Consider the following 11,878-nt stretch of genomic DNA (forward strand, 5'->3'; position numbering starts at 1 on the left):
ATCCATTGGTCCGGCCCTAGGGGCTATCCTATACTTTCATTATATCTTAAACAGCTTGGAGCGAAAGACCGGAAAATGCTGAGAAAAAGAGGTGCGTTATGCTGAAAAAAAGGGGAACATGGGGCGACAAGGGCAGTAAGCTGGAATTTGGTTTATTCACACTGCCCGTAATTTTGTGCATTACAATTGCATTTTATATTCCGTTTTTGATGACGATACGCTATTCCCTGACCAAGTGGAACGGCATATCCAAACATCCGAAATTCGTAGGTCTAGATAACTTCAAGCAAATCCTGCTCGGAGACGCTAACTTTGCACATGCAGCCTGGTTTACGATCAAATATGCCATTCTGTACATTGTATTGGTAAACGTGCTGGCCATTTTGCTGGCGCTCGTCCTCGACATGAAGCTCAAAAGCTCGGCCTGGCTGCGCGCGGCTTTCTTTATTCCTTATATCCTCAGCCTCGTCATTGTCGGCTTTATATGGAAATTCATCTTTATGCAAGGTTTTGAATCACTGGGGCACAGTACAGGCTGGGGCATCTTCCAGCTCAGTTGGCTAGGCGAGGAAGGGCTCGCGTTTATTTCCATTTTGGCGGTATCCATCTGGCAATCCATTGGCTTTTACATGGTCATTTATATTGCAGGCTTGCAATCTGTACCTGAGGATCTAAAAGAGGCTGCCATCGTGGATGGGGCAGGGCCGATTCGGAGATTTTTCAGTATTATTTTACCGATGCTCGCACCCTCGATTACGATCTCGGTCTTCATGGCACTCACCAACTCGATCAAGGTGTTCGACGTCATTTTATCGCTGACTGGCGGTGGGCCAGGAGGTACGACATACAGCATTGCGTATGATATTTACCGAGATACGTTCCAAAACAATCTGTATGGCTACGGAACAGCCAAAGCCTTGATTTTATTCGTTGCAGTGCTGGTCATTACGATTATTCAATTGTCTATTTTCAAACGCAGGGAGGTTGAAGCCTGATGCAACGCAGCCGTACGGGACGTATTTTGCTGGAAGCGGGCATGATTGTATTGTCGCTGTTATTTTTGTATCCGCTGTTTCTCGCCATTAACAATTCGTTCAAAAGCTTCGCTGAGGTCATGACCGACGTCATTGCGCTGCCCAAGCAGCTTTCGCTGGATAACTACGTATACGTATGGAAGTTCATTGACTATCCACGCTTATTTCTGAATAACACGATTATTACTGTGCTCGGGCTGGCAGGCATTGTGCTAATATCCTCCATCGCTGCCTATAAGCTGGCACGGACGAAAAGCAAGTGGAGCTCCGCCATTTACATGCTGTGCATTATGCCGATGCTGATTCCATTTCAGTCTATTATGCTGACCGTCTTGCGCCTGGCGAAAGACTTGAATTTGGCAGATAGCACTTGGGGACTTGGCCTGCTGTACTGGGGTTTTGGAGCCCCATTGGCAGTGTTTATCTATCACGGCTTTGTGAAAGGCATTCCGGTCGAGATTGACGAAAGCGCCAAGATCGACGGAGCCTCAGGCTTTCGGCTTTTCTTTTCCGTCATCTTTCCCTTGCTGAAATCGGTCACCGCTACTATTGTTATTATCGACGTGATGTGGATATGGAACGATTTTCTGCTTCCGCTGCTCATGGTTAACGGCTCACCCAGCACCAAAACGCTTACGCTGGCTGCCTATACCTTCGTTGGGCAATATACATCAGACTGGCAATATGCTATGACCGCAATGGTAATGGCTGTACTGCCCTCCATTATCGTATTTATCTTTCTGCAAAAATACATTGTTAAAGGTGTAGTGGCCGGGGCCGTCAAAGGCTGAGGCAATTACATCATGACAGATGACCCCCAGAGGACTTGCGTAAAGTTTACGCAAGTCCTTTTGACTGATTGGCTCCACCTTTCTTGACATTTTTCCACATAAATGATTTACTAATTTCATTATTCGTAATTATTACGATTAAATTATCAAACAGAAAGTGCTGCTGCTTTCCTATCTCGCATTACAGTTACTACTGCACAGTCAACATTTTATGAAACTTTCGAAGGGATGAGTGATTACGTTGGCAAACGCTATGGAAAGAGATGAGAAAATACCGGTCACGGTTCTAAGTGGGTACCTCGGTTCCGGCAAAACCACACTGCTGAACCATGTACTGAACAACCGGGAAGGCTTACGGGTAGCTGTCATCGTCAATGATATGAGTGAGGTTAATGTGGATGCTGATCTCGTTCGCGACGGTGGAGGATTATCCCGTGTGGATGAGAAGCTAGTGGAAATGTCCAACGGTTGCATCTGTTGTACCTTGCGTGAAGATTTATTAAAAGAGGTAGAGCGACTGGCGCTCGAAAAAAAGTTTGACTATATTCTTATTGAATCCACAGGTATAGGTGAGCCCATTCCAGTGGCCCAAACCTTTAGTTATGTAGATGAGCAAAATGGAATTGATTTGACCAAACTGACCCGATTGGACACGATGGTCACCGTCGTGAACGCACCAGAGTTTTGGGAAGACTTCTATTCTAGGGACTCTCTTAAGGATCGTGGACAGGAAATGGCGGCAGAGGATGTACGCGGCATCGTTGATCTGCTCATAGAGCAGGTGGAATTTTGTGACGTGCTAATCATTAATAAGTGCGATCTGGTATCGCCAGAGGAACTCGAACGACTGGAAAAGGCACTACGCGGCATTCAACCGAACGCCAAAATCATCCGTTCCGAATACGGCAGAGTGGACCCAAAGGAGATTTTAAACACGCATCGCTTTGATTTTGAAACTGCTAGTCAGGCGGCGGGTTGGATACAGGAAATGAACAAGGATGAACATGTACCGGAGACAGAGAAATATGGCATTGCTTCGTTTGTGTACAAGCGCAAAATCCCATTTCATCCCGAACGTTTATTGAAATGGCTGGCTCAATGGCCTACTGAGGTTGTACGTTCCAAGGGATTAGTGTGGCTCGCCACGCAAAACCGTACTGCCTTTACATTCAGTCAGGCGGGTAGCTCCAAACAATTCGCACGCGCAGGACTATGGGTGTCTGCTTTGACTGAAGAAGAACGACAATACTATCTCGGTGAAAATTTTGAAAAAACACCCGATTGGGATGAGAAATATGGCGACCGGGTTACCAAACTCGTATTTATTGGTATCGATATGAACCGGGAAGAAATCGAGCGTAGCTTGGATAAGACACTGCTAACCCCTGAAGAAATGGAACAGGACTGGCGCAAGTTACCTGACCCGTTTACGAAAAACATATAATGAGTTTGAAAAAGCGCCTAAAGTGAGCAACTACCTCCCATCTTAGGCGCTCTGGCCTTATTTATGCTTAACCCATTGCGCGTTATCGATCGGCCAAAAGATCACATCCGCACGTCCGACAATATCCTTGATGGCAACAAAACCAATTGCACGACTATCCCTACTATTATTGCGGTGGTCACCCATTACAAAAATATACCCATCAGGAACCTTGGAATCGGTTATGGTTCCGTTTGGAAAGTCCACATTGTTATATAATTCTCCCTTGGCGTGAGCATCTTGGATAGCCTCTTGAATGTATGGCTCCTCTACTTTCTTACCATTCACATAAAGATGATCACCTTGATACTGAATCGTATCTCCAGCCACTCCAATCACACGCTTAATAAAGTCCTTTTGTTCCTTTTTTACATGAAATACAACAACCTCACTTGCCTTGGGGTCACGAAAATCGTAAATCACCTTATTCACGACCACTCGTTCATCTGTTTTGAAATTCGGTTCCATGGATGCTCCCTCAACAATAAATGGCGCAAATAACAGCCAACGTATAATGAACACGAGCACAATGGCAACAATAATTGCCTTAAGCCAATCGATCATCTCCTTGTTCATTCGCGGTCGCTTTTCCTGCAATGGTTCGGAAGTTGAACTTGTCAAATGCTTCCCGCTCTCCATGCGCTAAACCCACCTTTTCTCACAGTTTTATTCCTATTATATGTATAATGTTTAAGTATAATCAAATTTTCCCAGTCTAGCAAAACTGTATTTTTAGTTGAAACAAAAGTGTGAACTTTTTTTCACAATATTAAAAAAACAATAAAAAACTGTTGATGCAAACGTTAACATATATTACACTGTGCATATACTTCTTAGAGCGTTTTGGACTTATGATAGATCAATCTGTCCCCCCAGGAGGTGTCCTGTTTTTTTAATGGAAAGACAGCATGAGCGACTTTTATATGTGCTATCTTCTTTTAAAATATGAGCTCAGATAAGGAGGAATTTACATGTTTAAACGGAATGATCGTTCAAAAAATGGCTTTAACGCTCTAAGACTCGGTGTTTCTTTTGTTTTTGCTTCTTCTTGTCTTATTGGAACCGCTTACGCGGATATTCCATCCAACAACCTCCCCTCTACCACACTCACAGAGGAGGCAGTTAGTGCAACCGATTCAACAACTGTTTCCACCACGTTAGCGGCAGGCGATTTGTATGTGGCTCCAAATGGTAACGTGTCCAATCCGGGTACCATATCTAGTCCTACCACCCTCGAAGCAGCACTGACACAAATTGCTCCTGGCAAAACCATCTACCTGCGCGGTGGTAAATACGCCTACTCCTCAACGATTACAATTCAGCGTGGAAATAACGGCAATAACGGCTCACTCAAAGGATTAGTCGCTTACGGTAGTGAAAAACCTGTACTTGATTTCTCTGCTCAGGCCTTTGGTTCAGCTAATCGGGGACTTCAGCTTAACGGGGACTTCTGGCTGGTGAAAGGTCTTGAAGTCAAAGGTGCCGGAGATAACGGTATCTATATTGGCGGCAGCAATAACCGAATTGAAAACGTCGAGACCCACCACAATCGGGATACCGGGCTCCAACTCGGACGCTACTCCCCTAACGCTTCCACCAGTGAGTGGCCTGCGAACAATTTGATTTTGAATTCCTACTCTCACGATAACGCCGATCCCGATAATGGCGAGGATGCCGATGGCTTCGCGGCTAAACTGACTGTAGGATCAGGCAATGTGTTCGATAACTGCTTGGCAGCGTACAACGTAGACGATGGCTGGGATCTGTACAGTAAAACGGAAACAGGCCCTATCGGTGCCGTAACCATTTTGAACAGTGTGGCCCATCACAACGGGCAAACCTCTGATGGAACGTCTACTGCGAACAGTGACGGCAACGGCTTTAAGCTGGGTGGAGACAAAATCAAGGTCAACCATATTGTAAAAAACAGTATCGCTTTCCAAAACAAAAAACACGGTTTCACCTACAATAGCAACCCTGGCTCCATTACTTTGACCAACAATACCTCATGGGACAATGGACAAAGCAATTTCGCCTTTGATAAGGGTGAACACGTGTTCATTAACAATCTTTCTTTCGAGGGAACAGCAAGTGATAAAACAAGTGGTACGGATCAAGATAACTCTAACGTCTGGTGGAAAAACAAAAAAACGACGAATGCCAAAGGTCTCACAGCCAGTGCAGACGACTTTGTTAGTCTCGTGCCTTCCATCACTCGAAGTACAGACGGTTCCATCCAGCTGGGTGATTTCCTTAAGCTGGCCAAAGGAAGCGATCTGATTGGCTCGGGTACTCCGAGCGGAAATATAGGGGCACGGTAAAAGCCCCACCTAATCAGGACGCCTGGCCCATCTACCAACCTAGACCATTCTGCATAATATAGCGACCGGTGATTGTCCTCATAACCAGACAAAATATGAGGTGAACAGATCATGGAACGAAAAATCACACTGAAACATACACTTGCCTATGGAAGCGGTAACATGCTGGGAAGTGGTGCACTTGCTATTAGCGGTGCATGGTTAATGTACTTTTATACAACCTTTTGCGGACTGTCTCCTGTTCAGGCCGCAGCCATTTTCTCTGTTGCCAGCATCATAGATGCGGTCAGCAATCCGATCATGGGCTTTATCAGCGACAACTTTCACCGAACCCGCTTAGGTCGTAAATTCGGCAGACGCCGTTTTTTCATCATGATGGGTATTCCGCTGATGCTCGTGTATCCGATGCTTTGGATAGATGGGTTGGGCTTCTGGTATTACCTGAGTACGTACGTGCTGTTTGAACTGGTGTACACCTCTGTCATGGTGCCATATGAAGCACTAGCATCCGAGATGACCCGGGATTTCGGTGCACGCTCCAGACTGACCGGATGGAAGGCCATGTTTGGTAAAATTGCCAATTTTGCCGCCGCTTTTATCCCTGGTCGCTTTATTGCTGCTTATGGCAAAGACTCTCCATTGCCTTTCTTGTATACCGGTCTCGTTTTTGCAGCAATCTTGCTGATTGCCATGGCATTCTTGTACAAAAACTCCTGGGAACGTCCAAGTGAAGAACTGCAAAAGGAACTGGAAGGTGAAGCTCCACTTTCCTTTATAGATTCCATGAAAAAGTTGTTTATCGACATTTCCTCTACCTTCCGAGTAAAGACGTTCCGTCATCATCTCGGGATGTACCTGGGCGGATTTTCAGCTGAGTGGCTGTTTACTTCAGCTTTTACGTACTTCATTGTTTTCTCCTTGTTCCAAAGCTCGGAGATGGTATCCAATCTGAACAGCTTTAACTCTGTCATTCAATTGATTTCTACCTATTTCTTCATCCAATTCTGTGTGCGTAAAGGGTTTCGTATGCCTTTCATCGCCGCACTCGTCGTCGTTTGCTTTAGCGTAGCAGGTTATGGTCTGCTCTATCTCACAGGAGCCTCTAATACGATGATGTGGCTATATGTCATCACACTGCTCATGGGGCTTGGTACAGGTGGCGTCTACTACATCCCTTGGAATCAATACACATTCCTTGCCGATGTGGATGAAGCGCTGACTGGTCGCCGCCGGGAAGGTATTTATGCGGGTATGATGACTTTTGCCGGAAAAATGGTGCGGGCTGTTGTCGTTTTCATTCTCGGCTGGGTGTTACAGCACTTTGGCTTTCTATCCGGAGCTGAAAGTCAGCCAGTCTCTGCTCAGCACGCTATCTTCTATGTACTCGTGGTGGGTACTATTGTTCTCGCGATCATCGGGATGATTGCTTCTGTCGTAATGAAGCTGGATATTGACAGCCACAAGAAGCTAATCGCCGAGATTGACCGCCTCAAAAACGGTGGCTCCATGAAATCAGCCAAGCCAGAAGCTCGAAAAGTGTTCGAACAACTAACAGGCTTCAGCTACGATCGGTGCTGGGGCAACAATAATGTGGGCTTTAAGAACAAACCCGTTGATCCTAAGACACACACTCCGTCTATGTAACAACAATAACATACAGATTGAACTTTACTGAAGAGGTGACTGTATCATGGCAAATTCAACATCGCAACCAACAACAAATCCTACAAAAACAGATTCCTGGGCTGTACGTATGAGCGATTCCGTGATTAAACGGAGTCCGGAATTTTATGAAAAATGGGAATATGACCATGGCGTGATTTACAGAGGTTTGGAATGGGTTGGCGAACTGACAGGCGATCCCAAGTATATGGAATATATAAAAAAACATATGGATCACTTTGTTGATGAAAATGGTGTGATTCAGCGCTATAAAGTAGATGAGTATAATATTGACCATGTGAATAACGGCAAGCTGCTCTTCACTCTGTATCGTGCCACAGGCGATGAACGCTATAAAAAGGCAGCCTTCCAATTACGCAGTCAGCTGGAAAAACATCCACGCACAAGCGAGGGCGCATTCTGGCATAAGCAAATTTATCCGTATCAAATTTGGCTTGACGGCTTGTACATGGGTGCCCCATTCTATGCTGAGTTTATTCGCGAATTCGGAGATCCGTCAGAGTTTGACGATGTGACCCTGCAATTCAAGCTATGCTACAAGCATACGCGTGATCCTGAAACGGGTCTGCTCTATCACGCTTGGGATGAGAAGCGGGAACAGCATTGGTGCAACCCGGAAACCGGCTGTTCCAAAAATTTCTGGGGCCGCTCAATGGGCTGGTTTGTCATGGCACTCGTCGACGTGCTGGACTACATTCCAGAAGATCATGCAGATCGTCCCGTCTTGATTGATATGCTGAGAGAAACACTGGAAGCCTTGCTGAAAGTGCGTGATAAAGAAAGCGGCGTCTTTTATCAGGTGCTCAACCTGGGCCATGTGAAAGGCAACTATCTGGAAGCATCTGCTTCCTGCATGATTCTATACGCTATGGCCAAAGGTGTTCGCAAAGGTTATCTGCCAGAGCATTATCGCCAAGAAGCAGAAATCACCCGTAAAGGTATTATTGATGAATTTATTACGATTACTGAAGAAGGACTTGTGAATCTGAACAAAACAGTACAAGTAAGCGGTCTAGGTGGTAAAGATCGCCGGGATGGTACCTTCGCTTACTATATCAGCGAGCCGATTATAACTAACGATCCCAAAGGTATCGGAGCTTTCATTCAGGCGATGGGTGAAGCAGAGCGCATCTAAATGATGCGGACTATGTACTTTTAAATAGCACAAAGGACGGTGGCGATGAGCCCCGTCCTTTTCTCATATATATCTTACTTCATAACCTTAAATTCATATCCCTGTTTCTTCAGATATTCTATAATTTGCGGCAATGCTTTGGCTGTTTCTTCTTTACCATAAGTGTCATGCATGAGTATGATCGCTTTTTCTCGGCCTTTGACTGACCTCATAAACTGATTAATTAGTGCGGGTGCTTTCTTGGATCTTCCCTCTGCATCCTTCGTTAATACATTCCAGTCCACCTGATGGTAATCCTTTTGAAGTAAAACCTTATCCAGAGCGGCCATTCCTTGTGGATCTCTTCTGTTCCATGTCATGTGCCCCCCGGGGAATCGGATCATTCTGGTGGAGAATTCTGGTCCCAGAATGCTTTTTAGAACCTGATTGTTCTTCTCGATCTCCTGCATAACATGATCCGTATTTACTCGTCTGTTCGGATATAAATACTTATAGTTATGTGAGTACGTATGGTTTCCTATCGCGTGACCCTCTTTGACAATTCTTTTGATAAGGTTCCGGGTATGCTCATTCTCATTGGCTTCTTTTCCTACAATAAAAAAGGTTGCCTTGACCTTTTGCTTTTTCAGAATGTCTAATATTTGGGGGGTGACCGTCACAGATGGACCGTCATCAAAGGATAAGTAGGCCACCTTTTTACCATCGGCTCCATCAGGCATCTTTCCTAGCATTTGCTGATTTAAATATTTTTCAACAAAGGCACCGTCTTCTACACCGGGATCATTTTTTGGAGAGGCTGCTTTATTGTTTGCCCCTGCGCTGGCTTTAACTTTGGATGAGTCCTTGGATACAGAATCTGTTTTTTTAGCAAGCTCCTGAGTCGGCGCATGTGGTTTGCTATCTGAGACCTTTATCGCAATAAAAGTAATGCAGCCTGCCACAAATAATACAATAGCAATCAGCATCAGCCTTCTTTTGTTCCTCTTCAAGCGGTGCTCTCTTGTTCTACTATGTGAATAACCCTTTTCCATTAGATTATGTACCTCCACCCTAAAATAAGAAAAACCACCGGAGCAGGGTGAAAGCGCACCTTACAACGAACATTGGAAAACCGGGAGGTTTGGCCGATGAAAGTTTAAGGTTGCACTTCAACCAGGGGACGGACAACCTACTCCCGGTGGTTTCTTATCTTGCATTTGCATAATTTATGAATATCATTGCGGTTCTGTTCATTAAGATTGCTTCGTTAGGGCCTGAGCCAGTAAAGACGCATAGGCTTTAGCGCCTTTAGGTTTTAAATGTACTCCATCATGCTCAAAATATGAGTTTTTACCGGAGCTTGCTGCATACCAGTCAATCATTGTAATTCGTGGGTCTTGGGATGCAGCTTCAGCAAGATGCTTGTTCACAATGCTCTCCCAAGGCCGAGGTACACGGGTATTCACAAGTATAATATGCTTTGTATCCTTCAGACTGGCGAGCAGATTGGATAGCTGGTCCTTGGTAAAAGCGCCGTTCGTACCCAGCTCAATAATAACCGTCTTGCCCAGCTGTCCGTTCTGTCTCAGTTGCTCCAGTACGGCAGGCGCTTCCGCCATTTGGCGGCCGATCCGTCCATCCACAACAGCCCCTGGGAAGGATTCCTGAATGTACGACTGTACATCGAGCATGACAGAGTCTCCAATGGCAGTCACACTAGAGCCATCGCCTGTCATAGGCTTAGCTTCTTGGGATGTGGTCGAAGGTTCCATCTGTGTCGTAACGCCATCCGTAGTACCAGCCTTGACTGCCGTATTTTTAGGCGTCTGGGCTTGGGACGAAGCCTTGCTGTCCTTGACTCCTTGCGGCTTGGTGGCTGTAGGCTCCTTGGAAGCTACGGACACCGTTCCATGAAGCGGCGGCATCGCCTTTGCCTTGGCAATTGGCTGCTCATCACTAGATGCTGCCTGCAACGTTGCGTCAGGAGATACCACGTACAGGTGAACGGTACCCACACCAATACCTATACAAAGCATTGCTGTTGCGGTTGTAGAGATCCATCTCCACCGCATCTGCCGACGAACCGCTGAACGAATTCCTGCAATCCAGTGCCGGAATCCATCATGCCGAATCGGTTCCTCGATATATTTAAACGAGAGAGACGCCAGCAGTATGGTAGCCAGCAATTGTATAACGATACGCATCACATGCACACCATCGGTATCCACCTGAGGTGTCGTTAGCGTGATAACTGGAAAATGCCATAGATACAGTCCGTAGGAACGGGCGCCGATCCAGCGCAGCGGCTTGCGTCCAAGCAGGCGACCGAGATGGCTCACCGGGTGTGCCAATGCTGCAACCACAATAGCAGTGACCACCGCAATCCCCAGCAAGCCGCCGCGGTACAGAGCTGGGTCATATTCATTCGAGGCCCACGCCCAGTGGCATAGCAGCAGCAAGCTGATTGCACCGACGCCATCTAGAAGCAAGCGCGCCTTCGCCGAAGCATGCTCTTTCAGCTTGCCGCTTGGCCATACCAAGGCCAGCGCCGCACCAATCAGTAGAGCGAAGCCGCGTGTGTCCGTGCCATAATATACCCGGCTCGGATCGCTTCCCGGTACGTAAATCACGGCCATCAGGAGCGCGGATATTAACGCCAGACAAATCACCCATCCGGCCAGTACAATACGCTTGGGCATGTACTTCAGCCCAAGCGCCAGTAGTAAAGGCCACAGGATATAAAACTGTTCCTCCACCGCCAGCGACCACAGATGCCCAAGCGGAGAAGGAGGACCGAAACTTTCAAAATACGAAACCTGATGGAAAATAAACCACCAATTGCTCATATACACCAATGCGGCAGGTACATCTCCGCGCAAGGCCGTAAGCCGTGACGGATCGAAGAGCAACGAGCACAGGACAATGACAGCCACCACCGTCAGCATGGCAGGCAGCAATCTTCTGGCACGACGCACCCAGAAATCTTTCATTTTAAAACTATGATATGTATCCCACTGACTGACTAGAATATCTGTAATCAAATACCCCGACAAAGTAAAAAAAACGCCTACACCCAACAAACCACCCGGTAACCAATCCGGATTCAAATGATACACAATGACTGCGATGACCGCCAGTGCTCTTAATCCATCCAAACCTGGCATATAACGACGTTGTGGCGACAACCGATTAGACTTCATTTCAGCCGCCGTCCTTCTTGCAAATTCGAACTCTCTGTCTGTTTCAATGCTCTTCTGCCCTTTCCCTCTCCTGCACATCGTCTGTGCGATGCCCTGTAGCCTTTTCATTCATTATATAAAACTTCATAATCGTAATGATTTCATTGAAGTTAAAATTAATGACAATGTTTTTATTATATCATTCCTTTCCACAGTTAGGTAACCACTGATAGATATACAAAAAAAGGTATCTCTTCCCTTAGGAAGAAAATA

General features: G+C 46.1%; 9 protein-coding genes. 6 read left to right on the forward strand and 3 right to left on the reverse strand.

The window, feature by feature from the left end:
• Positions 1-98 precede the first annotated feature (98 nt).
• The 3 genes from ACH59B_RS24455 to ACH59B_RS24465 all read left to right on the forward strand — a co-directional run bounded on the left by ACH59B_RS24455 (position 99) and on the right by ACH59B_RS24465 (position 3,269).
• Positions 99-995, forward strand: a complete 897-nt coding sequence (locus ACH59B_RS24455; RefSeq protein WP_016822645.1) for a carbohydrate ABC transporter permease — start codon at positions 99-101, stop codon at positions 993-995.
• Positions 995-1,825: a carbohydrate ABC transporter permease gene (locus ACH59B_RS24460; protein ID WP_013373701.1), complete on the forward strand. Its 831-nt coding sequence runs from the start codon at positions 995-997 to the stop codon at positions 1,823-1,825. The genes ACH59B_RS24455 and ACH59B_RS24460 overlap by 1 nt, the downstream gene beginning before the upstream one ends.
• A gap of 253 nt (positions 1,826-2,078) precedes the next feature.
• A complete protein-coding gene (locus tag ACH59B_RS24465; protein ID WP_167440905.1) occupies positions 2,079-3,269 on the forward strand; it encodes a GTP-binding protein in 1,191 nt (396 codons plus the stop codon).
• Positions 3,270-3,326: 57 nt separating this feature from the next.
• Here the strand turns inward: ACH59B_RS24465 and lepB are convergent, their stop codons facing one another.
• On the reverse strand, positions 3,327-3,947 hold the full coding sequence (gene lepB / locus ACH59B_RS24470; RefSeq protein ID WP_016822643.1) for a signal peptidase I: 621 nt from the start codon (positions 3,945-3,947) through the stop codon (positions 3,327-3,329).
• Positions 3,948-4,279: 332 nt separating this feature from the next.
• Between lepB and ACH59B_RS24475 the strand changes: the two genes are divergently transcribed.
• The 3 genes from ACH59B_RS24475 (at position 4,280) to ACH59B_RS24485 (ending at position 8,447) form a co-directional block, all read left to right on the forward strand.
• Positions 4,280-5,629: a right-handed parallel beta-helix repeat-containing protein gene (locus tag ACH59B_RS24475; RefSeq protein WP_123797796.1), complete on the forward strand. Its 1,350-nt coding sequence runs from the start codon at positions 4,280-4,282 to the stop codon at positions 5,627-5,629.
• 111 nt (positions 5,630-5,740) lie between these two features.
• Positions 5,741-7,273, forward strand: coding sequence for an MFS transporter (locus tag ACH59B_RS24480; protein WP_123797797.1), 1,533 nt, complete (start codon positions 5,741-5,743; stop codon positions 7,271-7,273).
• A 46-nt stretch (positions 7,274-7,319) separates the two neighbouring features.
• Positions 7,320-8,447, forward strand: coding sequence for a glycoside hydrolase family 105 protein (locus tag ACH59B_RS24485; protein WP_107733716.1), 1,128 nt, complete (start codon positions 7,320-7,322; stop codon positions 8,445-8,447).
• Positions 8,448-8,521: 74 nt separating this feature from the next.
• On the opposite strand, the gene ACH59B_RS24490 is transcribed toward ACH59B_RS24485, so the two are convergent.
• Positions 8,522-9,478, reverse strand: a complete 957-nt coding sequence (locus ACH59B_RS24490) for a polysaccharide deacetylase family protein (protein WP_016822639.1) — start codon at positions 9,476-9,478, stop codon at positions 8,522-8,524.
• 201 nt (positions 9,479-9,679) lie between these two features.
• Entirely contained in the window at positions 9,680-11,734 is a 2,055-nt protein-coding gene (locus ACH59B_RS24495) for an acyltransferase family protein (protein WP_263560938.1), read from the reverse strand.
• Positions 11,735-11,878: the final 144 nt, after the last annotated feature.

Source organism: Paenibacillus sp. DP01 (assembly GCF_044784315.1).
GTDB classification, from domain to species: Bacteria; Bacillota; Bacilli; order Paenibacillales; family Paenibacillaceae; genus Paenibacillus; species Paenibacillus polymyxa.

Coding starts and splice junctions, on each gene's coding strand:
- ACH59B_RS24485 (WP_107733716.1), top strand. CDS start 7,320: ATGGCAAATTCAACATCGCAACCAACAACAAATCCTACAAAAACAGAT.
- ACH59B_RS24495 (WP_263560938.1), bottom strand. CDS start 11,734: ATGAAAAGGCTACAGGGCATCGCACAGACGATGTGCAGGAGAGGGAAA.
- ACH59B_RS24455 (WP_016822645.1), top strand. CDS start 99: ATGCTGAAAAAAAGGGGAACATGGGGCGACAAGGGCAGTAAGCTGGAA.
- ACH59B_RS24460 (WP_013373701.1), top strand. CDS start 995: ATGCAACGCAGCCGTACGGGACGTATTTTGCTGGAAGCGGGCATGATT.
- lepB (WP_016822643.1), bottom strand. CDS start 3,947: ATGGAGAGCGGGAAGCATTTGACAAGTTCAACTTCCGAACCATTGCAG.
- ACH59B_RS24475 (WP_123797796.1), top strand. CDS start 4,280: ATGTTTAAACGGAATGATCGTTCAAAAAATGGCTTTAACGCTCTAAGA.
- ACH59B_RS24465 (WP_167440905.1), top strand. CDS start 2,079: ATGGAAAGAGATGAGAAAATACCGGTCACGGTTCTAAGTGGGTACCTC.
- ACH59B_RS24490 (WP_016822639.1), bottom strand. CDS start 9,478: ATGGAAAAGGGTTATTCACATAGTAGAACAAGAGAGCACCGCTTGAAG.
- ACH59B_RS24480 (WP_123797797.1), top strand. CDS start 5,741: ATGGAACGAAAAATCACACTGAAACATACACTTGCCTATGGAAGCGGT.